Annotated in this window: 20 protein-coding genes; 2 read left to right on the top strand and 18 right to left on the bottom strand. The window is 66.7% G+C overall.

Annotated features, from left to right (window positions below; all coding sequences use genetic code 11):
* Nucleotides 1-70 precede the first annotated feature (70 nt).
* Together nodI and EV147_RS02985 are read left to right on the top strand one after the other, a co-directional pair.
* Nucleotides 71-982 carry a nodulation factor ABC transporter ATP-binding protein NodI gene (gene nodI / locus EV147_RS02990; RefSeq protein WP_130389631.1) on the top strand — a complete coding sequence of 304 codons (912 nt, stop codon included), beginning with the start codon at nt 71-73 and terminating at the stop codon, nt 980-982.
* A 24-nt stretch (nt 983-1,006) separates the two neighbouring features.
* Nucleotides 1,007-1,852, top strand: a complete 846-nt coding sequence (locus EV147_RS02985; RefSeq protein WP_130389630.1) for an ABC transporter permease — start codon at nt 1,007-1,009, stop codon at nt 1,850-1,852.
* Nucleotides 1,853-1,923: 71 nt separating this feature from the next.
* Here EV147_RS02985 and EV147_RS02980 read toward each other — a convergent pair whose 3' ends face one another.
* The 18 genes from EV147_RS02980 to leuC all read right to left on the bottom strand — a co-directional run bounded on the left by EV147_RS02980 (nt 1,924) and on the right by leuC (nt 21,388).
* Entirely contained in the window at nt 1,924-3,132 is a 1,209-nt protein-coding gene (locus EV147_RS02980; protein WP_130389629.1) for an O-succinylhomoserine sulfhydrylase, read from the bottom strand.
* 27 nt (nt 3,133-3,159) lie between these two features.
* On the bottom strand, nt 3,160-4,686 hold the full coding sequence (purF, locus tag EV147_RS02975; RefSeq protein WP_130389628.1) for an amidophosphoribosyltransferase: 1,527 nt from the start codon (nt 4,684-4,686) through the stop codon (nt 3,160-3,162).
* Nucleotides 4,687-4,819: 133 nt separating this feature from the next.
* Nucleotides 4,820-5,317 (bottom strand): CvpA family protein, encoded by a 498-nt coding sequence (locus tag EV147_RS02970; RefSeq protein ID WP_130389627.1) that lies wholly within the window; start codon nt 5,315-5,317, stop codon nt 4,820-4,822.
* 76 nt (nt 5,318-5,393) lie between these two features.
* Nucleotides 5,394-6,110, bottom strand: coding sequence for an SPOR domain-containing protein (locus EV147_RS02965; protein ID WP_130389626.1), 717 nt, complete (start codon nt 6,108-6,110; stop codon nt 5,394-5,396).
* A gap of 83 nt (nt 6,111-6,193) precedes the next feature.
* Entirely contained in the window at nt 6,194-7,504 is a 1,311-nt protein-coding gene (folC, locus tag EV147_RS02960) for a bifunctional tetrahydrofolate synthase/dihydrofolate synthase (RefSeq protein ID WP_130389625.1), read from the bottom strand.
* Nucleotides 7,505-7,584: 80 nt separating this feature from the next.
* Nucleotides 7,585-8,457, bottom strand: coding sequence for an acetyl-CoA carboxylase, carboxyltransferase subunit beta (accD, locus tag EV147_RS02955; RefSeq protein WP_130389624.1), 873 nt, complete (start codon nt 8,455-8,457; stop codon nt 7,585-7,587).
* 182 nt (nt 8,458-8,639) lie between these two features.
* Entirely contained in the window at nt 8,640-9,437 is a 798-nt protein-coding gene (gene trpA / locus EV147_RS02950; protein WP_130389623.1) for a tryptophan synthase subunit alpha, read from the bottom strand.
* A gap of 17 nt (nt 9,438-9,454) precedes the next feature.
* On the bottom strand, nt 9,455-10,405 hold the full coding sequence (locus EV147_RS02945) for a DNA-methyltransferase (RefSeq protein ID WP_130389622.1): 951 nt from the start codon (nt 10,403-10,405) through the stop codon (nt 9,455-9,457).
* Nucleotides 10,405-11,598, bottom strand: coding sequence for a tryptophan synthase subunit beta (gene trpB / locus EV147_RS02940; protein WP_130389621.1), 1,194 nt, complete (start codon nt 11,596-11,598; stop codon nt 10,405-10,407). The genes EV147_RS02945 and trpB overlap by 1 nt, the downstream gene beginning before the upstream one ends.
* A gap of 105 nt (nt 11,599-11,703) precedes the next feature.
* Nucleotides 11,704-12,414, bottom strand: coding sequence for a phosphoribosylanthranilate isomerase (locus EV147_RS02935; RefSeq protein ID WP_130389620.1), 711 nt, complete (start codon nt 12,412-12,414; stop codon nt 11,704-11,706).
* Nucleotides 12,404-13,246 carry a tRNA pseudouridine(38-40) synthase TruA gene (gene truA / locus EV147_RS02930; protein ID WP_130389619.1) on the bottom strand — a complete coding sequence of 281 codons (843 nt, stop codon included), beginning with the start codon at nt 13,244-13,246 and terminating at the stop codon, nt 12,404-12,406. Before truA ends, EV147_RS02935 begins: the two co-directional genes overlap by 11 nt.
* 110 nt (nt 13,247-13,356) lie before the next feature.
* Complete coding sequence (locus tag EV147_RS02925) at nt 13,357-16,152, bottom strand: FimV/HubP family polar landmark protein (protein ID WP_130389618.1); 2,796 nt, start codon at nt 16,150-16,152, stop codon at nt 13,357-13,359.
* Between the two features lie 343 nt (nt 16,153-16,495).
* The gene (asd, locus tag EV147_RS02920) at nt 16,496-17,632 is read right to left on the bottom strand and encodes an aspartate-semialdehyde dehydrogenase (RefSeq protein WP_130389617.1); all 1,137 of its coding nucleotides are present in this window, start codon (nt 17,630-17,632) and stop codon (nt 16,496-16,498) included.
* A 90-nt stretch (nt 17,633-17,722) separates the two neighbouring features.
* Nucleotides 17,723-17,851: a hypothetical protein gene (locus EV147_RS26395; protein ID WP_268907403.1), complete on the bottom strand. Its 129-nt coding sequence runs from the start codon at nt 17,849-17,851 to the stop codon at nt 17,723-17,725.
* A 187-nt stretch (nt 17,852-18,038) separates the two neighbouring features.
* A complete protein-coding gene (gene leuB, locus EV147_RS02915) occupies nt 18,039-19,106 on the bottom strand; it encodes a 3-isopropylmalate dehydrogenase (protein WP_130389616.1) in 1,068 nt (355 codons plus the stop codon).
* A 26-nt stretch (nt 19,107-19,132) separates the two neighbouring features.
* Nucleotides 19,133-19,783 (bottom strand): 3-isopropylmalate dehydratase small subunit, encoded by a 651-nt coding sequence (gene leuD, locus EV147_RS02910; RefSeq protein WP_130389615.1) that lies wholly within the window; start codon nt 19,781-19,783, stop codon nt 19,133-19,135.
* Between the two features lie 10 nt (nt 19,784-19,793).
* Nucleotides 19,794-19,925 (bottom strand): entericidin A/B family lipoprotein, encoded by a 132-nt coding sequence (locus tag EV147_RS02905; RefSeq protein ID WP_130389614.1) that lies wholly within the window; start codon nt 19,923-19,925, stop codon nt 19,794-19,796.
* 53 nt (nt 19,926-19,978) lie between these two features.
* A complete protein-coding gene (gene leuC / locus EV147_RS02900) occupies nt 19,979-21,388 on the bottom strand; it encodes a 3-isopropylmalate dehydratase large subunit (protein WP_130389613.1) in 1,410 nt (469 codons plus the stop codon).
* Between the last annotated feature and the right edge of the window lie 323 nt (nt 21,389-21,711).

The following is a 21,711-nucleotide window of genomic DNA, read 5'->3' as shown; positions in this document are numbered from 1 at the left end:
GCCACGCGCCAACAATCGCGGCACCGATGGCCGGCATAATGGCGAAAACCGCCTTCAGGGAATCCTGACCTTGACCGCCATTCTCCAGATGCGCAACGTGCGCAAGCTCTACGGCGACACCGTCGTCGTCGACAATCTCGACCTCGAAGTGCATCCCGGCCAGTGCTTCGGCCTGCTGGGGCCCAACGGCGCCGGCAAGACCACCACGCTGCGCATGCTGCTGGGGCTCACCACGCCGGCCTCGGGCACGCTCACGCTGTGCGGCGAGCCGATCCCCCAGCGCGCGCCACAGGCCCGCATGCGCGTGGGCGTGGTGCCCCAGTTCGACAACCTCGACCCGGATTTCTCGGTGATAGAGAACCTGCGCATCTTCGGCCGCTATTTCGGCCTGTCGTCGGCCGAGATCGCCGCACGCGTGCCCAAGCTGCTCGAATTCGCGCGTCTCGAAAACAAGGCCGACGCCCAGGTCCGCGAGCTTTCGGGGGGCATGCGCCGGCGCCTGACCGTGGCGCGGGCGCTGATCAACGATCCGGACCTGCTGGTCATGGACGAGCCCACCACGGGCCTCGATCCGCAGGCCCGGCACCTGATCTGGGAGCGGCTCAGATCGCTGCTGTCGGCCGGCAAGACCATCCTGCTGACCACCCACTTCATGGAAGAGGCCGAGCGGCTTTGCGATCACCTGTGCGTGATCGACGCCGGCCGCAAGATTGCCGAGGGCAAGCCGCACGAGCTGATCGACCGCGAGATCGGCTGCGACGTGGTGGAAGTCTATGGCGACGAACTCGAACCGCTGCGCGCCACGCTGACGCCGCTGGCCGACCGCACCGAGATGCGCGGCGAGACGCTGTTCTGCTACGTGCGCAACCCCGACCCGCTGCTCGCCGCGCTGCACGGCAAGGGCGGCGTACGCTACCTGCATCGCCCCGCCAACCTGGAGGACGTCTTCCTCAAGCTGACCGGCCGCGAGATGCGCGACTGACAGGGCGTGACTGACGAGACCAACATGAGCGAACAAGATCCACGCACCCCCGGGGTGGCCCTGCCCGGCACCGCTGCCCCCGCCCAGCACTATCCCCAGCCCCTGCTGCCGCGTAACGCGCGCAACTGGATGATGGTCTGGTACCGCAACTACATGGTCTGGAAGAAGCTGGCCATCCCGTCGATGATCGGCAACCTGGCCGATCCGATGATCTACCTGTTCGGCCTGGGACTTGGTCTCGGGCTGCTGGTCGGGCAGGTGAACGGCGTGTCGTACATCGCCTTTCTCGCGGCGGGCACCACGGCGTCGAGCGTGATGATGTCGGCCAGCTTCGAGTCGATGTATTCGGCGTTCTCGCGCATGCACGTGCAGCGCACGTGGGAGGCGATCATGCACGCCCCGCTGACGCTCGGCGATGTCGTTCTAGGAGAAATACTATGGGCGACGAGCAAGGCGGTGCTGTCCGGCGCCGCCATCATGCTGGTGGCGGGCGCGCTGGGCTATGCGCAGTTCCCCGGCGCGCTGGCAGCCCTGCCCGTCATCGTGCTGGCCGGCATCACGTTCGCCAGCCTGGCGATGATCGTGACGGCGCTGGCGCCGAGCTATGACTTCTTCATGTTCTACCAGACGCTGATCATGACGCCGATGCTGCTGCTGTCCGGCGTGTTCTTCCCGCTCGAACAACTGCCCGAGGGCGCGCAGAAGGCGACGCAACTGCTGCCGCTGTCGCACGCAGTGGCGCTGATTCGTCCGTTGATGCTGGGAAGGCCCGTGGAAGGTGCCACGCTGCACGTGGCGGTGCTGGCGGCGTACGCCGTGGTGGCGCTGGTGGTGGCGCTGGTGCTGCTGCGCAGGCGGATGCTGCGGTGAGTATCAACGGCTGAGAGCCCCCCCTCTCCCGCGCAGTGGGAGAGGGGAGAAAACATTTGGAAGAAGCCGTATTACTGCCCCAACCCGCGCAGCAAATCTGCCTTCAGGTCCCCGACCGTCTCCAGTCCCACGGCCAGCCGGATCAGCCCTTCGCTGATCCCTGCGGCGGCCTTGACCTCAGGTGCTACACGGCCATGCGTGGTCGTGTACGGATGCGTGATCGTGGTCCGCGTGTCGCCGAGGTTGCCGGTGATCGAGCACAGTTTCGTGCTGTCGATCACGCGCCAGGCGTTGGCGCGCATCTGCTCCGGCGTATCGCCCTTCAGTTCGAATGACACGATCGCGCCGCCGCCCCTCTGCTGGCGCCGGGCAATCTCGTACTGCGGGTGCGACTTCAGCGCCGGGTGGAACACGCGGTTCACGGCCGGGTGCGATTCCAGGAATTCGGCGATCTGCAGCGCGCTCTGCGAGTGGCGCTCCATGCGGATGGCCAGCGTCTCCATGCCCTTGAGCATGACCCAGGCGTTGAACGCCGACATCGTCGGCCCGGCCGTCCGCACGAACGGGAAGACCTTGCCCATGATGTAGTCGTGCTTGCCCACCACCGCGCCGCCCAGCACCCGGCCCTGGCCGTCGATGTGCTTGGTGGCCGAGTGCACCACCACGTCGGCGCCGAACTTGATTGGCTGCTGCAGCGCCGGCGAGCAGAAGCAGTTGTCCACGACGAACAGCGCCCCGGCGTTGTGCGCGATGTCGGCCACGGCGGCGATATCGGACACTTCCGTCAGCGGATTCGACGGCGTCTCCAGGAAGAACAGCTTCGTGTTGGGCTTGACCGCCGCGCGCCATGCCGACAGGTCGCCGCTGTCCACGTAGGTCGTTTCCACCCCGAACTTGGCCAGGATCGTGTTGAACAGCGTCATGGTCGAGCCGAAGATCGACCGCGAGCTGACCAGATGGTCACCGGACTGCAGCGAGGCCAGCGCCACCGACAGGATCGCGCTCATGCCCGACGCCGTGGCCATGCACGCCTCGGCGCCCTCCAGCGCGGCCAGCCGCGACTGGAACATCGACACCGTCGGGTTGGTGAAGCGCGAGTAGGTGTACGCCTCTTCCGAGTTGGCGAACCGTTCGGCCGCCTGGGCCGCGTTGTCGAAGCAGAAGCTCGACGTCAGGTACATCGCCTCGGAGTGCTCCATGAAATCGCTGGAGCGCAGGGTGCCGGCACGCACGCCGAGGGTATCGATGCCGTAGGACTCGGGTTGGAACGGTTCGCTCATGCTGCAGTCGCTGCCAGTGTGGATGGGTTACTCGTGGTTGCTCGAACGCTGCAGGTGGAGCTGCGAACGCTCGGTCTCGCCGCTCGGGCCTTCGCGGTCCGCCGTCGTGCGCGACATTTCCAGGCGGTCGAGGTAGGCCTCGTCGATATCGCCGGTGATGTACTTGCCGTCGAAGCACGACGCGTCGAATTCGCGCAGGTTCGGGTTGATGTCGCGCAGGGCCTGCTTCAGCGCTTCCACATCCTGGTAGACGAGCTGGTCGGCGCCGATCATCCTGGCCACTTCCTCGTCGGTGCGGCCGTGGGCCACCAGTTCGCTGCGCGTGGGCATGTCGATGCCGTACACGTTCGGGAACTTCACCGGCGGCGCGGCCGAGGCAAAGATCACCTTCTTGGCGCCGGCGTCACGCGCCATCTGCACGATCTCGAACGAGGTGGTGCCGCGCACGATCGAATCGTCGACGATCAGCACGTTCTTGCCCTGGAACTCCACGCCCATCGCGTTGAGCTTCTGGCGCACGGACTTCTTGCGCACCGCCTGGCCCGGCATGATGAACGTGCGGCCCACGTAGCGGTTCTTGAAGAAGCCCTCGCGGTACGGCACGCCCAGCCGGTTGGCCACCTGCATGGCGGCCGGACGGCTCGAATCGGGAATTGGCATGACCACGTCGATCTCGCCGGCCGGTACTTCGCGGCGGATCTTCTCGGCCAGGTAGTCACCCATGCGCAGGCGCGCGTCGTAGACGGGCACCCCATCGATGCACGAGTCCGGACGGGCCAGGTACACGTACTCGAAGATGCACGGCGTCAGTTGCGGGTTGTCGGCGCACTGCTTGCTGTGCAGCTTGCCGTCGAGGTCGACGAAGATCGCCTCGCCCGGTGCCACGTCGCGGTCCATCGTGTAGCCCATGCCTTCGAGCGCCACCGATTCCGAGGCAATCAGGTATTCCTTGCCGGTCGGCGTGTCCATGCTGCCGATGCACAGCGGACGGATGCCGAACGGATCGCGCACGGCCAGCAGGCCGTAGCCCGAGATCTGGGCCGTGATCGCGTAGGCACCCTTGACGCGGCGGTGCATGCCGGCCACGGCCGTGAAAATCATGTCCGGATCGAGGGCCTTGCCGCCGCTGGCGCGCTGCAGCTCGTCGGCCAGCACGTTCAGCAGCACTTCGGAGTCCGAATGCGTGTTGATGTGGCGGCGGTCGCGGCGGAACATTTCCTCGCGCAGTTGCGCCGAATTGGTCAGGTTGCCGTTGTGGGCCAGCATGATGCCGTACGGGGCATTCACGTAGAACGGCTGGGCTTCTTCCTCGCTCGATGAACCGGCGGTCGGGTAGCGGACCTGCCCGATGCCCGACGTTCCCGGCAGGCCGCGCATGTTGCGCGTGCGGAACACATCGCGCACGAGGCCGTTGGCCTTGTGCATGTGGAAGGTGCTGCCGTTGGCCGTGGCGATGCCGGCTGCATCCTGTCCGCGGTGTTGCAACAGCAGCAGGCTGTCATAGATCAGTTGGTTGACAGGGCTGGTGGAAACCACGCCGACGATACCGCACATGCCGAACTCCCAGGAAAGGCAAATAATTCAGGGGCGCCATCCCGCCATGTACGCGACGGGACTGCGTTGGTACTGCCTCGCGGCCGCCCCGGTGGGAGCGCCCGCCAGTCGATTCGGTTCGAATCGATCAGAATCAGATCTTTACATACTTGGCGAGGTCGGGCGGCAGCCATTGCCGGAATTCCTCCATGCCCTGCATCACATACGGGCGCGACACCGCGTTGCGCCAGAACGGTTCCTCGGGCAGCTTGGTCAGGCTGGCCAGCACCACGACGAGGATCACGATCAGCCCGCCGCGCGCCAGCCCGAACACCAGGCCCAGGCCGCGGTCCGCCGGCTTCAGGCCCGTGGTCTCCAGTGCCCGGGTGGCCACGGCACCGGCCAGCGCCGCCACGATCCACGTGCCGAAAAACACCGAGAGGAACCCCAGCGCCGTGCGCGTCATGCTGCCGCCCGGCAGCGATTCCGGCATGTACTGCGCGGCGGCCTCGCCGAAATGGAACGCCAGCAGGAAGGCCACGACCCAGCCCACCAGCGCCAGCATCTCGCGCACCAGCCCACGCAGCAGGCCCAGCAACGCCGACGCCAGCAGGATGAAGCCAACCGCGTAGTCAAAATAGGTAAATTCCATGCGTCCGACCGTCGGTCCCTGTCAGATGGGGGCGATTCGCCGCCCTGCAATCGGGTAGAGGGGGCGACTCACCAAATCACTGCTCCACCACCTTCGAACTCAGGCCCACGGCGCGCACCTTCCTGTCCGCCGCATCGGCGGCGTCACGGCTGGTGAACGGGCCGGCGCGCAGCAGGATCAGGTCGCGGTCGGAAACGGTCTTCTTCTCCACATAGGCCGGCACCTTGCTCTCCTTGAGCTTGGCGAGCCAGTTCCGGGCGCGTTCCTCCGAGGAGAACGCACCGATCAGGATCAGGTATTTGGTATTGGCACTGGCGGCGGGCTTGTCGGCGGGCTTGTCCGCCGGCTTGTCGGCGACCTTCGCCTCGGCGGCGGCCGGCGTGTTGACGATTTCCTCGCCGGCATCGAGCGCCGCGTCATTGCGGGCGGCCGGGGCCTGCTGGGGCGGCAGCGGATCGGCCTTGCGCGGCTCGACCTTGGGTTTCTGCGTGCCCTGCCCGTTGGCCACCTTGACGGCCACGTCCTCGGACACCGGGCGCGGCTTGTGCTCGAACACGATGGGCAGCACGATGACGGCCGCCGCGAGCAGCACCACGGCGCCGATCAGGCGGCGGCGGGCGCGTTGTTTCTGGGGAAAATCGGGGTCGAGGCTGTCGTCGGCGCGGTCGGCGTAGTCGTCGGCCGTGCGGCGCGACGCACCGATGCCGGCGCCCGGTTCCGTGCGTGCGCGGCGACCGCGCTCGGGAGCCGGATCATTGCCCTTGCGGGACGAAAACAGCGAAAGCAGGCCCATAGATGCCCAATGTTGATGTTCGGTGCGATGTCGTTCCGGCCGCCGCGGGGTTGGCGGCGCCGTGAACCGGCAAGCCGGTCGACTCAGTTGGCCTGCGTGGCCCGGTAAGCGAGCACGCCGGCCACGGTGTAGAACGACCCGAAGACCAGGATTCTATCATCCTCGGTCGCTCTTCCGATGGCATCGCGATAGGCCAGTTCGGGGCTGGCAAAGGTTGCCGCGCTGTTGTCCGGCCCCTCGCGGAAGCCCGTGGCGTCGAGCGCCTCGCGCAGGTCGGCGGCCGTGGCCGCGCGCTCCGTGGGCAGGTCACACAGGCACCAGTGGTCCACCTTGTCGGCCACCTGCTGCATGACGCCGGCAATGTCCTTGTCGGCCATCGCGCCAAACACCGCATACGTGTAGCGGAAGAACCCCATGTTTTCGAGGTTCTGGCCGAGCGCGGCGGTCGCGTGTGGATTATGCGCAACATCCAGGATCACGGCGGGTCGGCCGGGAATCACCTGGAAGCGGCCCGGCAACTCGACGAAGGCCAGCCCGTTGCGCACTTCCTGGGCGCTGACCGGCAGGCGCGGGCGCATGGCCTGCAAGGCCGCCAGCGCCGCCGAGGCATTCAGCAACTGGTTGGCGCCGCGCAGCGCCGGATAGCCAAGCCCGTTGAGCTTGCGCTCGCGGCCCGTCCAGTCCCACTGCTGGCGCTCCTGGCCCGGCGCCGCCTGATGGCGGAAATCGCGCCCCACGAGCCAGAGATCGGCGCCCACGGCTTCGGCATGGTCGATGACCGACTGCGGCGGCAGCGGGTCGCCGACGATGGCCGGCACGTGCGGGCGGAAGATGCCGGCCTTCTCGTAGCCAATCTTCTCGCGCGTGTCGCCAAGGTACTGGGTGTGGTCGATATCGACGCTGGTGATGACCGCGCAGTCGGTATCGATCACATTGGTGGCGTCCAGCCGGCCGCCCAGCCCCACCTCCAGGATGATGGCGTCCAGGCCGCTGGCCGCGAACATGTGGATGATCGCCAGCGTCGTGAACTCGAAATAGGTCAGGCTGACCGGATCGGCAAAGCTGGTGCGGGCGCGTTCCACGGCCTCGAAGTGCGGCAGGAGCTGGGCGTCGGTGGCCTGCTCGCCGTTGAGCCGCGCTCGTTCGTTGAACGAGATCAGGTGCGGCGAGGTATGCAGCCCCACCTTGTAGCCGGCTTCCAGCAGGATGCGTTCGAGCATCGCGCAGGTCGACCCCTTGCCGTTGGTACCGCCCACCGTGAAGACCACGGCGTCGATCCGCAGGCCCAGCGCCTCCTTGACGCGCGCAATCCGCGTCAAACCCATGTCGATGCCTACGGGATGGGCGGTTTCGAGGTGTTTCAGCCAGTCGGGGAGAGTGTGGAAGATGGGCATGCTGAGGGAACGGCTCGACAAAATGAAAATGGCGCGGGTGACGGCACCCGCGCCATTGTCCTGCAAATCACGCCAACGCGTCAGGCTACCGCGTCGGCCGGCTGCTTCTGCAGCAGCGCCAGCAACTGGGCCAGTTCCGCGCGCAGGCGGCGGCGATCCATGATCATGTCGATCGCGCCCTTCTGCAGCAGGAACTCGGCACGCTGGAAGCCTTCCGGCAGCTTCTCGCGCACGGTCTGCTCGATCACGCGCGGGCCGGCAAAGCCGATCAGCGCCTTGGGCTCGGCAATCACCACATCACCCAGGAACGCGAACGAGGCCGACACGCCACCCATCGTCGGGTCGGTCAGCACGCTGATGAACGGCAGCTTGGCATTCGAGAGCTGGTTCAGCATGGCCGTGGTCTTGGCCATCTGCATCAGCGACAGCAGGCTTTCCTGCATGCGCGCGCCGCCGGTGGCGGTAATGCAGATGAACGGCACCTTCTGCTCCAGCGCCGCCTGGGCGCCGCGGGCGAAGCGCTCGCCCACCACCGAACCCATCGAACCGCCCATGAATTCGAACTCGAAGCACGCCACCACCACCGGGATGGTATGGATCGCACCGCCCATGACCACCATCGCATCGGTCTCGCCGGTGTCTTCCATGGCGGCCTTGATGCGGTCCGGGTACTTCTTGGTGTCCTTGAACTTCAGCGCGTCGACCGGCACGATCTCCTGGCCGATCTCATAGCGGCCCTCGGCGTCCAGCAGCTTGTCCAGCCGCTCGCGCGAGCGGATGCGCATATGGTGGTCGCACTTCGGGCAGACGTGCAGATTGGCCTCGACGTCGGTACGGTACAGCGTGGACTCGCACGACGGGCACTTGACCCACAGCCCTTCCGGAATGCCCTTGCGGGTGGAGGGGTCGGTCTGTTGAATCTTGGGAGGGAGGAGTTTATCCAACCAGCTCATGAAAGCTCCTTTCGGATAGCCGCCGCGCGCCATGTGACAGCGCTGGCAGGGAATCAGGCCGCGAATTTACCATGCCCGGCCCGCCGGGCCGAAGCGAAACGCGCCGATTGTGCAGCATAAGACGCTCACGGCACGCGCGGCGCATCGATTTCCAGCGAAATCCACTTCGCTTGGACCTTGGTTCAGGCGTCCAGTGCCGCGCGGATACCGCCGATGAAGTCGCGCAGCGCCGTCACGGCCTGGTCGCGCGGGGCGTCTTCGAGCAGTTGCACCAGGCGGCTGCCGATCACCACGGCATCGGCCACGCTGCCGATGGCGCGGGCGGTCTGGGCGTCGCGGATGCCGAAACCGACACCCACCGGCAGGTTGGCATGCTGCTTGATCAGCGGCAGGCGTGCCGCCACGCTGTCGAGATCGAGCGTGGCCGAGCCGGTCACGCCCTTGAGCGAGACGTAATACAGATAGCCGCTGGCCACCTTCGCCACGGCGGCGATGCGGTCGTCGGTCGAGGTCGGTGCCAGCAGGAAGATCGGGTCCATGCCGTTCGCGCGCATCAGGCCGGCGAACGACTCGCACTCCTCGGGCGGATAGTCCACCACGAGCACGCCGTCCACGCCGGCCGCCGCGGCGGCCTTGGCGAAGGCTTCCTCGCCCATGCGTTCGATCGGGTTGGCGTAGCCCATCAGCACCACGGGCGTCGCGTCGTCTTTCTGGCGGAATTCCGATACCCACGCCAGTACGTGCTTCAGCGAAACGCCCTGGGCCAGCGCGCGCTCCGAGGCACGCTGGATCACCGGACCATCGGCCATCGGGTCCGAGAACGGCACGCCGAGTTCGATCACATCGGCGCCGCCTTCCACCAGCGCGTGCATCAGTGCCACGGTCAGGCCGGGTTCGGGATCGCCCGCCGTGATGAACGGAATCAGGCCCTTCTTGTTCTGCGCGGCCAGCGCCGCGAAAGTCTTCTGGATACGGGACATGTCTGTGGCCATCGGCGTCAGATAAGGCGCTGCACCGGCGATGCGTCGGCATCGTCGTTGGCGGCGTCAGGGGTCAGTGCAGAGGTGTCGGCGGCGGCTTCGGCGGCCGTTTCGGCATCCGGCCGGATCTGGGCGTACACCGGCTGCGCCGCCGTCACCCGTTCGCGCACCAGCGCGGCGTATTGCGGGTTCATCTCGAAGCCGACGAAGCGCCGGCCGTGGCGCACGCAGGCCACCGCCGTGGTGCCGCTGCCCGTGAACGGGTCCAGCACCACGCCGCCCGGCGGGCAGCTCGACAGCACCATGCGCTCCACGATCTCCAGCGGCTTCTGCGTCGGATGGTCGGCGCGCTCCGGGTCCTGCCGGTGGATGCGCGGCACGCTCCAGAGGTCCTTGGGGTTGTAGCCCACTTCGAGCCACTTCTTGCCCTCGAAGCGCGGTCGGCTGCGCGCCTTCTTGGTCTCGGCGTCGTACGGAATACGTACCGGATCGAGATCGAAGTAGTAATCGCGCTGGCGGGCGAAAAAGCCGATGTTGTCATGCACCGACGAGAACTTGCGCGTGGTGCCGCCCATGCTCGGCACGCGGCGGTCCCAGATGATCTCGTTGATCATCGTCAGCCGCTTCTTGAGCATCACGAACAGCTCGGGCGAGTACTGCCACGTGCAGAACAGGTACAGCGTGCCGCGCGGCGCCAGCTTCGGGATGATCGCGTCCATCCAGCGCTCGGACCATTCCAGGTAGGCATCGCCGGACAGCAGGTCCGAATCGTTGCCGTAATCCTTGCCGAGCCCATAGGGCGGGTCGGCGACGATCAGGTCGACGGAGCCGTCGGCGATCCGCTGGATGCCGTCGAGCGCGTCTTCCTGGTAGAGGCGCACGGCCTCGGTGTCGAGAATATCGAACGGCGCCGCGGCGCCGCCCGCTTCCACAGGGGAAGACGTCGTTTCAGGGGGCAGCGCGCGCATTACAGCTTCAAGCCTCCACGTTCGGCCACGGTATGCATGTCCTTGTCGCCCCGGCCGGACAGGTTCACCAGCAGCAGCTTGTCCTTCGGCAGCGTCGGCGCCAGCTTGCAGGCATAGGCGATGGCATGGCTCGATTCCAGCGCCGGGATGATGCCCTCGATGCGGCAGCAGTCGTGGAAGGCGCGCAGCGCCTCGTCATCGGTGATCGGCACATACTGCGCGCGGCCAAGGTCCTTGAGCCACGCGTGCTCGGGGCCCACGCCGGGGTAGTCCAGGCCGGCCGAGACCGAATGCGTCTCGATGATCTGGCCGTTCTCATCCTGCAGCAGGTAGGTGCGGTTGCCGTGCAGCACGCCCGGCGAGCCGCCCGTCAGCGACGCCGCGTGCCGGCCCGTATCCAGGCCGTCGCCGGCCGCTTCCACGCCGATCAGTTCCACGTCCTTGTGATCGATGTACGGGTAGAAAATACCCATCGCATTCGAGCCGCCGCCCACGCAGGCGATCACGGCGTCCGGCTGGCGGCCGGTCAGCTCGGGCATCTGGACCTTCGACTCCTCGCCAATCACGCACTGGAAGTCACGGACCATCATCGGGTACGGGTGCGGGCCCGCCACGGTGCCGATGATGTAGAAGGTGGTTTCCACGTTGGTGACCCAGTCGCGCATGGCCTCGTTGAGCGCGTCCTTGAGCGTCTTCGAGCCGCTTTCCACCGGCACCACGGTGGCGCCGAGCAGCTTCATGCGGTAGACGTTGGCCGCCTGGCGGCGCACGTCCTCGGAGCCCATGTAGACCACGCACTCCATGCCGAAGCGGGCGGCGATCGTGGCCGTCGCCACGCCGTGCTGGCCGGCACCGGTTTCGGCGATCACGCGCTTCTTGCCCATGCGCTTCGCCAAAAGCGCCTGACCAATCACATTATTGATCTTGTGGGCGCCGGTGTGGTTCAGGTCTTCGCGCTTGAAATAGATCTGGGCGCCGCCAAGCGTCTCGCTCCAGCGCTGCGCGTGGTAGATCGGCGACGGGCGGCCCACGAAGTGCTTCAGTTCGCGCCGGAATTCGGCGTCGAACCCGGGATCTTTCTGGTAGTGCGCGTAGGCGTCGCGCAGTTCGTCCAGCGCGTGAACCAGCGTTTCGGAAACAAAGGTACCGCCATAGGGGCCGAAGTGGCCGCGTTGATCGGGCAGGTCGTACATGTCCAGGCTCTCAGGTGGCAGGCCGCGCGGTCTGGCGCGGCGTGCGGAAAACGGGGAATCGGGCGGCCGGTGAGGCGGAACGGGCGGGGAACGGAGGCGACGGCGTCAGCCGCCAGCCTGTCCTGCATCCGCCAGTCGCACGGCACGCACGAATGCGGCAATGCGGGCGTGGTCCTTCACACCCCTGGACGCCTCCACGCCGCTGCTGACATCGACGGCATAGGGGCGCACGCGTTCAATCGCGCCAGCGACGTTTTGCGCGTTCAACCCACCACTCAAAACGATGCGAGGAGCGTCGCTGGCGGATGGGGTGGCAGGATTGGGCGGAAGCCATTGAGCAGGAATCAGTGTCCAGTCGAAGACGTGGCCGCCACCGCCGTAGCCTTCCACGAAGGCATCGAGCAACAGACCGGCGGCGTCACGGTACAGGTCGGCGAATTCTACCAAATCGAGGCCCTGCCGAACACGGGCCGCACGCACAAAAGGCAGCCGGCAGCGGCGCGCGGTGGCTGCGCACTGCGCCGGGGTCTCGTCGCCGTGGAACTGAAGTAGCGTCAGCGGCACCCGCTCGGCCACGTGCGCCACTTCCTCGGCGTCGGCGTTGACGAAAAGGCCGGTCACGGTCACGAACGGCGGCACCTGCTCGGCCAGCGCGGCGGCGCGCGCCACGTCCACGTGGCGGGGGCTCTTGTCGTAGAAGACCAGGCCGATTGCGTCGGCGCCGGCATCGACGGCAGCGCGCACGTCGTCGGGCCGGGTCAGCCCGCAGATCTTGATGCGCGTGCGCGGGGGCACGCGGGCGGAATCAGGCGCCATCGTCGCGTCCTTCTGAGGCAGGTTCGGGAAACACCCCGTGGAAGAAGCTGGCCGACCGGTCCGCATGCGGCAGCCGGTACGGTTCAGGATACTTGACGTCCACGAGGTAGAGGCCATCGGGCATGAACGTGGGCGCGGCCTTCTGGCGGTTGCGGCCCGCCAGCACCTCGGCCAGCCACTCCGGCCCGTACCGGCCCCGTCCCACCGCCACCAGGCAACCCATCAGGTTGCGCACCATGTGATGCAGGAAGGCACTGGCGCGGAAGCGCAGGAAGACCCAGTGGCCGTCGGCCTCGATCGTCACGTCGTACATCGTCTTGACCGGGGACTTCGCCTGGCACTCGGCGGCACGAAACGCTGAAAAATCGTGCTCGCCGATCAGGCATGCGGCCGCGGCGCGCATCGCCGCCACGTCGAGGCGCTGCCCCGGCGGCAGCATCTGGTAGCCGGCCCGGCCATGGATCATCGGCACGCGGTGCGGGCCGGTATAGAGCGCGTAGTAATACATGCGCTCGTAGGCCAGAAAGCGCGCGTGGAAGCCCTCGTCAACCGGCTCGGCCCATTGCAGCGCAATCGACGGCGGCAGGAAGGCGTTGACCCCGCGCACCCACGAGAACTTGTCGCGCTCCAGTTCGGTATCGAGATGGATCACCTGCCCGAGCGCATGCACGCCCGTATCGGTCCGCCCCGCCACCGTGGTCAGCAGGCGCACGCCGGCAAAACGCTCGATGGCGTCTTCCAGATGGTCCTGCACGGTGTTGCGATGGGGCTGCGATTGCCAGCCCGAGAAGGCGGCCCCGTCGTACTGGAGGCCGATGGCGATACGGTTCATGGATGTCGGGATGCCCAAAAACAAAATGCGCCGGAAGGGACGCTTCCGGCGCATCGCTTCGGGCCGCGGCGCCCGTTGATCCGGCGCGCCGCAAACCCTGCATCATACCCTCAGGCCACTTCGCGCAGCAGCGAGCGGGCTTCGGCCTGCAGCGGATCCTGCGACTGATCCACCACTTCCTGGAGCAGTTCGCGGGCTCCTTCCTTGTCGCCGATCTCGATGTAGGCGCGCGCCAGGTCGAGCTTGATCTGCATGTCGCGGCTGCCATCCATGCCGGTGGCCGACAACGTGCTGGCCGACACGCCATGCGTGGAATCGCCGCCGCCTTCCGACGTCACGCGGCTCAGGTCGATCGGCTCGGCGAGCCGGCCGTTCTGGAGCATCGTGGGCGCGGGCAGCGGCACGGTGGATTCGGCCAGCGACGGCGTGTCGTAGGCAATCGGCGCCAGGCCGGCCGCCAGTTCCGGCGTGGCGGGCACGTCGGACTTTGCCGGGTTCAGATCCAGCGACAGGCTCGACATGTCGAATTCGAGCGGACGCGAACGCGTCGGGGCGTCGAGCGGCGGCACGCCGGCCTCGGCCTCGTCGGCGGCCGGATCGAGGATATCGTCCAGACGCGCCACCGGCTGCGCCTGCGGGTCATGGCCGAACACCAGCGAGGCCGATTCCGGCGCCACGATGGGCTCGCCGGCGGCCGGCGCGGGGAACGCGTCGAGCGGCAGGGCCAGGTCGGGCATGGCGCCGGACAGCGGTGCCTGCTCCGGGTTCTGCGCCGGATCCTGCGTGCGCCACTGGTCCGCAACCGGCGTGGTCGTGTCGGCTTCCACCGTCACGTCAGGCGCCACCGACAGATACAGCGCGTTCGACGGATCGAGCTTGCGGCCCATATCCGCCACCTGGAGCCAGTCGGCCCCTTGCCCGCCCGTCTGGGCGAACATTTCTTCTGCAATCACCCGAAAACCTTCCACATCCTGACGAGTGTTATAAATTTCCAGCAGCTTCAGGCGAATGGCCTGGCGCTCCGGATTCTGCTGCAACGCTTCGCGCAGGATTTCTTCGGCCTGTACGTCGCGCCCGTAGGCGATATACACCTCGGCCTCGGCGATCGGGTCCACTTCCGTCGCCTCGGGCGAATTGTTGCCAATGCGGAAGTCGGCACCGAACACGCTGTGCTGCGACGTATCGACGCTCTGGCCGCCGGCGGTGCCGAACAGCGAATGGCCGCCGGCCATGACCGTGCTTTCCTGCGACAGGATGCTGTCGCCGAAACCGGTGTTCTCGCTCGCCTTCTGCTTCTGGCGGCGGCGATAGTACGCATATCCGCCAAGCAACGCAACCAGCACACCGGCGCCGGGCAGCAGCATCGGGTTGGCCAGCAGTTCGTCGGTGAACGACGGCTCGGGCACTGGCTGGATCACGGGCGGCGTCTTCTTCGCGGCAGCCGGCGCCGAAGCGGCGGCAGCGGCTTGCGGCGCCGAAGCGGCAGCGGCCTGCGGTGCCGAGGCAGCGGCGCCTTCCGGCGCGGAGGCGGCGGCTGCAGTCGTGGCGGCCGGGGCTGGCACTGGCGTGGCGGTGCTCGTGGCATCGACGGCCTTGGCCGGCTCTGCCGGGACCACGGTCGGCGCGGGCGCGGCGGCGGCCGTATCGGCGCCCTTCGGGGCCGGCGCGGCAGCCGGGGCCTTGGCAGCCTGCTGGTTGGCCTGGTTCAGTCGCGCGATTTCGGCGTTCTTGAGCTCCATCAGCCGCTGCATGTCGGCGATGTTCTTCTCGAGGTCCGCCACGCGCGACTCGGCATCCTTGAGCTTGCGCTGGTTTGCCACATCGGCTTCGGCCTGCGCCTGGGCCTTGGCCTGGGCGCCCTTCTCCGCCTTCGACAGTTTCAGTTCGTCGCGCTGGCCGGCGTCGGGCACGGTCGTGTCCTGCACGCGCGCCGTGACGTTGCCGCCCTGCTCGCGGCCGGAGCCCGGCTCGACCGCCTTCGCGGCGGCCGCCGCAGCCAGGCGGGCGCGATAGCTGTCGAAGCCCTGCGTGCGGGCCACCACCTCGCGGCGGGCCTCGCGCGGGGCCACGGACTGGGCCTGCTGCGCGGTTGGCACTTTCAGCACGGCGCCGGACTTGATCCGGTTGATATTGCCGCCGATGAAGGCATTGGGGTTGTTGCGGTAGAGCGCCAGCAGCATCTGGTCCAGCGAGACGGCGTCCTGGCCCTGGGCCGCTTCACCGGCGATCGACGAGAGCGTGTCGCCGCGCTGCACGGTATAGGAACCGGCGGGCGCCGCAGCGGCAGGCGCGGCGGCGTTCTCCGCCGGGCGGCGCGCCGGGCGGGCCGGGGCCGGGCGCGGCGCCTCGGCGGCGGGCGCGGCGTTGACTGCCGGCGCGGGCGGCGCGGCCATCGGTGCCGGGGCCACGTCAGGCGTGGCGGCCTGCACCACGGTGGTGGGCGCGAACGACTGGTTCGACGGCTTGGCGCCGGCCGGATCGAGCAGGAACGTGTAGGCGCGCGTGACCTTGCCGCTGGACCAGCTCATGTCGACCAGGATGTCGACGAATGGCTCGCTGAGCGGCTGGTTGGAGCGCACGGTGGCCACATAGCTGCCGTTCGGGCGCCGCTGGACATCGAGCTTGACGCCGGAAATGGCCGACGTGTAGGTCAGCCCGGCACGGGCGTAGGCAGCCGGCGGCGCCAGCTTGACAGCCAGGCTGTCGGCTTCCTCGGCCGAAACGCCAGTGATATCGATTTCAGCCTGGAGCGGCTGACCCAGATTGGATTGGACCCGCAATTGTCCGAACCCCGCGGCATAGGCGGCCGGCTGCGCAAGCAGCAGACCCAGTGCCGTGACGGCCAGCGTTGACCAGCGCTGACGGACAGTAGGCGCATCTTTCCGGCGATGTAGGCTCACACTCACCTTGTGCTCCATTATTTTTTAGTAGCGAAAAAGTAACCCGACCCCAAATTTGGCTGGCTGGCGGGACGGATAGCCGGTGCCGCGCGGCGCTCCGTACGGATTTTTCCGTACGATGCCGCCCTGCCCTGCTTCTCGTCCTTTTCGTACCCTGATGCACCGGAAAACCTCCCGGACGCAGGGTAACGACGACCCCGTGGCCAAGCGCATGCCGGCTGTATTGTGACGCAAGCCTGCGAAAAAAAGGTTTCCAGATGCGACAACGCCGCGCTGGGGCGCGGCGTTGCTCGGAAAGCGATGGATTCTGTTGCCTCCCCGCAACGCAGCGGAGAGGCCTGTCTCAGGGTCAACCCTCGATCAGAATGCGCAGCATACGACGCAGCGGTTCGGCGGCGCCCCACAGCAACTGGTCGCCCACCGTGAAGGCCGACAGATACTCGCCGCCCATCTGCATCTTGCGCAGACGGCCCACCGGGATCGTCAGCGTGCCCGTCACGGCGGCTGGCGTCAGATCCTTCATGCTGGCCTCGCGCGTGTTCGGCACCACCTTGGCCCACGGGTTGTTGGCAGCCAGCATGCCTTCGATCTCGTCCAGCGGCACATCTTTGCGCAGCTTGATCGTCAAAGCCTGCGAGTGGCAGCGCATCGCGCCGATCCGCACGCACAGGCCGTCCACGGCGATCGGTGCCGCGCCGGTGGCGCCGACGAAGCCTTCGCCACGGCCCAGGATCTTGTTGGTCTCGGCGCCGCCCTTCCATTCTTCCTTGGAAACGCCGTTGCCCAGGTCCTTGTCGATCCACGGAATCAGGTTGCCGGCCAGCGGCACGCCAAACTGCTTGGTCTCGTCGGCGGACAGGCCATGCTGGGTCGACAGGATCTGGCGGTCGATTTCAAGAATCGCCGATGCCGGGTTGTCCAGCAGCGGCTTGACCGCCGCGTTCAGCGTGCCGAACTGCGTCAGCAGTTCGCGCATGTGCTGGGCACCGCCGCCCGAGGCGGCCTGGTAGGTCATCGAGGTCATCCACTCGATCAGGTCGGCCTCGAACAGGCCGCCCAGGCCCATCATCATGCAGCTGACCGTGCAGTTGCCGCCGATGAAGTTCCTGACGCCCTTCGACAGCGCATCCTTGATCACGCCGAGGTTGACCGGGTCGAGCACGATGATCGCGTCGTCCTTCATGCGCAGCGACGAGGCGGCATCGATCCAGTAGCCGTTCCAGCCAGCGGCGCGCAGGCGCGGGAACACATCGTTGGTGTAGTCGCCGCCCTGGGCGGTGAGCACCACGTCGCACTGCTTCAGTGCTTCGATGTCGTTCGCATCTTTCAGCTTGGTTTCGTTCTTCGCCATGGCCGGAGCGTTGCCGCCGGCGTTGGACGTGCTGAAGAAAACGGGCTCGATATGGTCGAAATCACCCTCTTCCTGCATGCGCTGCATCAGGACGCTGCCGACCATTCCTCGCCAACCGACGAGACCTACAATCATGACTTACCTCGGATGTGATGTGAACTTCCCCGCCAATTTCCTCGCCCGGCGTGGCTGCGCGGGGAAGACGGGCAGGCACGACGGACGATCTCAGGGGATCGTTTTGGTAATGATCGTCGTGGTAATAACCGCCTGGCCGAGCGAATCCACGCCGATCGCGCCACGGATAGTGGTGGAAGCAGCGGAGGCAGTCAGGATGGACTGGGAGATTCGGGCCATGACGGGAGAGTCTACACGACTTTAAACGCGACTGGGGTTGCTCCCCGCTCCCATGAAATGGGAGAGGGGTTGGGGGCGAGGGCTGGAGGCTCTGCTTGCCGACTTGTCGGAATGTGAAGCGCTGGCCCTCTCCCCTGCCCCCTCCCGCAAGCGGGAGAGGGAAAAAAAACAACAGGAAAGCAAACGCTTACAGCGCCGCCAGCACCGCCTCGCCCATTTCCTTCGTTCCGACCTGCTTGCAGCCCGGCGTCAGGATGTCGCCGGTGCGGTAGCCCTGGGCCAGCACCTTCTTGACGGCGTTCTCGATGCGGTCGGCCTGTTCAGCGCGGTTCAGCGAGTAGCGCAGCATCATCGCGGCGGACAGGATCGTGGCCAGCGGGTTGGCCACGCCCTTGCCGGCGATGTCCGGCGCCGAACCGTGCGACGGCTCGTACAGGCCCTTGTTGTTCGCATCCAGCGAGGCCGACGGCAGCATGCCGATCGAGCCCGTCAGCATGGCGGCCTCGTCGGACAGGATGTCGCCGAACATGTTGCCGGTGACGATCACGTCGAAGCTCTTGGGGGCCTTGACCAGCTGCATCGCGGCGTTGTCCACGTACATGTGCGACAGCTCGACGTCCGGGTACTCCTTGCTGACGTCGATCACGATGTCCTTCCAGAACTGGAAGGTCTCCAGCACGTTGGCCTTGTCCACGCTGGTCAGCTTCTTGCCGCGCTTGGCGGCGGCCTGGAACGCCACATGGGCGATGCGGCGGATTTCCGGCTCGCTGTAGCGCATCGTGTCGAAGCCTTCGCGGGCGCCCTGGAACAGGCCGTCCGGCGCTTCACGCACGCCGCGCGGCTGGCCGAAGTAGATGTCGCCGTTCAGTTCGCGCACGATCAGGATGTCGAGGCCGGCCACCAGTTCGGGCTTCAGGCTCGATGCGCCGGTCAGTTCCGGATAGCAGATTGCCGGGCGGAAGTTGGCGAACAGCTGCAGGTGCTTGCGCAGGCCCAGGATGGCCTGTTCCGGGCGCAGCGGACGCTCCAGGCTGTCGTACTTCCAGTCGCCCACGGCGCCGAACAGGATCGCATCGGCTTCCTTGGCCAGCTTCAGCGTGTTCTCCGGCAGCGGATGGCCTTCGGCCTCGTAGCCGGCGCCGCCCACGGGCGCGGTTTCCATCTCGAACTTCTCGTCGAGTGCGTTGAGCACCTTGACGGCTTCGGCGACGATCTCGGGGCCGATGCCATCGCCCGGCAGGACTGCAATCTTCATCTCGTATTTCCTTTAAATATCCGGAATCAGCCGACCAGGCGGTTGCCGAGCCACGGCATTTTTGCCAGGCGCTCGGCTTCGTACGCCTTGATCTTGTCGTCGTGGCGCAGCGTCAGGCCGATATCGTCGAAGCCGTTCAGCATGCAGTACTTGCGGAACGGGGCGATATCGAACGGATAGCTGGTGCCGCCCGGCGTGGTGACAACCTGTTTATCGAGGTCGATCGTCAGTTGGTAGCCCGGGAACGCATTGGTCTCGTTGAACAGGTGGTCCACCTGTTGCTCGGTCAGCGCCACCGGCAGCAGGCCGTTCTTGTAGCAGTTGTTGAAGAAGATGTCGGCGAAGCTCGGTGCGATCACGGCGCGGAAGCCGTATTGCGTGAGCGCCCACGGGGCGTGCTCGCGCGAGCTGCCGCAGCCGAAGTTGTTGCGCGCCAGCAGGATCGACGCGCCCTGGTAGCGCGGCTGGTTCAGCACGAAGTCCGGGTTCAGCGGACGGTTGCTGTTGTCCTGGCCCGGCTGGCCCACGTCCTTGTAGCGCCACTCGTCGAACAGGTTCGGGCCGAAGCCCGTGCGCTTGATCGACTTCAGGAACTGCTTCGGGATGATTGCGTCGGTGTCGACGTTTTCCCGATCGAGCGGCGCGGCGATACCGCTGTGTACGGTGAACTTGTCCATAGTAATTTCCTTACTTCCGGGCGGCGTTCTCGAGTGCCTGCCCGGCAGCCTGCGTGTCCTTGCCCAATCCGGCCACGGTGTTGCAGCCAGCCAGTTGCAGCATGCCCAGGCATGCCAGCAGCGTGATCACGATCTTTTTCATGTTTTCTCTATTCGAAAAGATGTGTGGAACGGTACGACCTGACCCTGCCCGGCTCAGCCGAGCTTGCGGATATCGACGAAATGCCCCTCGATGGCGGCGGCGGCGGCCATGGCCGGGCTCACCAGGTGCGTACGGCCACCGGCGCCCTGACGGCCCTCGAAATTGCGATTCGACGTGGACGCGCAGCGTTCGCCCGGCTCCAGCCGGTCGGCGTTCATCGCCAGGCACATCGAGCAGCCCGGCTCGCGCCATTCGAAGCCGGCGGCCTTGAAGACCTTGTCCAGCCCCTCGCGCTCGGCCTGTTCCTTGACCAGGCCCGAACCCGGCACCACCATCGCCAGCTTCACGTTGCCGGCCACCTTGCGGCCCAGCTTCTGCACGACCCACGCGGCGGCGCGCATGTCCTCGATACGGCTGTTGGTGCACGAACCAATGAAGACCTTGTCGATGCTGATCGATTCCATCGGCACGTTCGGCTGCAGGTTCATGTACTCCAGCGCGCGCTCCATGGCGTTGCGCTTGTTCGGATCCTTTTCCTTCTCGGGGTCCGGCACGCGGTCCTGGATGCTGACCACCATCTCGGGCGAGGTGCCCCAGGTGACCTGCGGCTGGATGTCCTCGGCGCGCAGCTCCACCACCTTGTCGAAGTGGGCGCCGGCGTCGGAATGCAGCGTGCGCCAGTAGCCCACGGCCTGCTCCCACTCCACGCCCTGCGGCGCGTAGGGGCGGCCCTTGACGTATTCGAGCGTGACGTCGTCCACGGCCACCAGCCCCGCGCGCGCGCCGGCTTCGATCGCCATGTTGCAGACCGTCATGCGGCCTTCCATCGTCAGTTCGCGGATGGCCGAGCCGGCGAATTCCATCGTGTAGCCCGTGCCGCCGGCCGTGCCGATCTTGCCGATGATGGCCAGCACGATGTCCTTGGCGGTGCAGCCGCGCGGCAGCTTGCCTTCCACGCGGATCAGCATGTTCTTTGCCTTCTTGCCCAGCAGCGTCTGCGTGGCCAGCACGTGCTCCACCTCGGACGTGCCGATGCCGTGCGCCAGTGCGCCGAACGCGCCATGCGTGCTGGTGTGCGAATCACCGCAGACCACGGTCATGCCGGGCAGCGTGGCGCCCTGCTCCGGCCCGATCACGTGCACGATGCCCTGGCGGTGATCGTTCATCTTGAACTGGGTGATGCCGAAGGCGTCGCAGTTGGTGTCGAGCGTATCGACCTGCAGCTTCGAGATCGGGTCGGCAATGCCATGCGTGCGGTCGGTGGTCGGCACGTTGTGGTCCGACACGGCCAGGTTCGCGCTGATGCGCCATACCGGACGCTCCGCCAGCTTCAGTCCCTCGAACGCCTGCGGGCTCGTGACTTCGTGCAGCAGGTGGCGATCGATGTAGAGCAGCGTGGTGCCGTCTTCCTCGACGTGGACGGTGTGGTCATCCCAGAGTTTGTCGTAAAGCGTCTTGGCCATGATGCGGGGGGCAGAATGTCCGACCGGTAACGATCAGCCATGTCCGCGCGTTGGTTTGCAGGGGAATTTGTTATCCGGATGCCGTCGCGCCGTGGGCGGGTCCGGCAGCTATTCTGCTGCCATTCCGGCTGGACCGGTAATTGCTTGACATCGCAAGCGATTATGCCATGTGCGCCAGCCGCCGACGGGCCGGCCAGACCACCCGGGCGGCGGTCATTGGCGAAAGGGGGATTTCGTGGATGGCGAAGGGGGGTGGTGGGGAGGCGCCGGCTTCGGGTTGCTCCCCTCTTCCGCAACGTGGGAGAGGGGAGAACCCATCTGGA

This window comes from Cupriavidus agavae (assembly GCF_004217045.1).
GTDB lineage: Bacteria > Pseudomonadota > Gammaproteobacteria > Burkholderiales > Burkholderiaceae > Cupriavidus > Cupriavidus agavae.
The sequence above is the reverse complement of the archived record's forward strand: the minus strand, read 5'-3'. Positions and strand labels throughout refer to the sequence as shown.

Excerpts from the sequence above, each read along its gene's own strand:
- EV147_RS02985 (WP_130389630.1), top strand. The coding sequence starts at position 1,007 with ATGAGCGAACAAGATCCACGCACCCCCGGGGTGGCCCTGCCCGGCACC.
- EV147_RS02980 (WP_130389629.1), bottom strand. The coding sequence starts at position 3,132 with ATGAGCGAACCGTTCCAACCCGAGTCCTACGGCATCGATACCCTCGGC.
- purF (WP_130389628.1), bottom strand. The coding sequence starts at position 4,686 with ATGTGCGGTATCGTCGGCGTGGTTTCCACCAGCCCTGTCAACCAACTG.
- EV147_RS02970 (WP_130389627.1), bottom strand. The coding sequence starts at position 5,317 with ATGGAATTTACCTATTTTGACTACGCGGTTGGCTTCATCCTGCTGGCG.
- EV147_RS02965 (WP_130389626.1), bottom strand. The coding sequence starts at position 6,110 with ATGGGCCTGCTTTCGCTGTTTTCGTCCCGCAAGGGCAATGATCCGGCT.
- folC (WP_130389625.1), bottom strand. The coding sequence starts at position 7,504 with ATGCCCATCTTCCACACTCTCCCCGACTGGCTGAAACACCTCGAAACC.
- accD (WP_130389624.1), bottom strand. The coding sequence starts at position 8,457 with ATGAGCTGGTTGGATAAACTCCTCCCTCCCAAGATTCAACAGACCGAC.
- trpA (WP_130389623.1), bottom strand. The coding sequence starts at position 9,437 with ATGTCCCGTATCCAGAAGACTTTCGCGGCGCTGGCCGCGCAGAACAAG.
- EV147_RS02945 (WP_130389622.1), bottom strand. The coding sequence starts at position 10,405 with ATGCGCGCGCTGCCCCCTGAAACGACGTCTTCCCCTGTGGAAGCGGGC.
- trpB (WP_130389621.1), bottom strand. The coding sequence starts at position 11,598 with ATGTACGACCTGCCCGATCAACGCGGCCACTTCGGCCCCTATGGCGGT.
- EV147_RS02935 (WP_130389620.1), bottom strand. The coding sequence starts at position 12,414 with ATGGCGCCTGATTCCGCCCGCGTGCCCCCGCGCACGCGCATCAAGATC.
- truA (WP_130389619.1), bottom strand. The coding sequence starts at position 13,246 with ATGAACCGTATCGCCATCGGCCTCCAGTACGACGGGGCCGCCTTCTCG.
- asd (WP_130389617.1), bottom strand. The coding sequence starts at position 17,632 with ATGATTGTAGGTCTCGTCGGTTGGCGAGGAATGGTCGGCAGCGTCCTG.
- EV147_RS26395 (WP_268907403.1), bottom strand. The coding sequence starts at position 17,851 with ATGGCCCGAATCTCCCAGTCCATCCTGACTGCCTCCGCTGCTTCCACC.
- leuB (WP_130389616.1), bottom strand. The coding sequence starts at position 19,106 with ATGAAGATTGCAGTCCTGCCGGGCGATGGCATCGGCCCCGAGATCGTC.
- leuD (WP_130389615.1), bottom strand. The coding sequence starts at position 19,783 with ATGGACAAGTTCACCGTACACAGCGGTATCGCCGCGCCGCTCGATCGG.
- EV147_RS02905 (WP_130389614.1), bottom strand. The coding sequence starts at position 19,925 with ATGAAAAAGATCGTGATCACGCTGCTGGCATGCCTGGGCATGCTGCAA.
- leuC (WP_130389613.1), bottom strand. The coding sequence starts at position 21,388 with ATGGCCAAGACGCTTTACGACAAACTCTGGGATGACCACACCGTCCAC.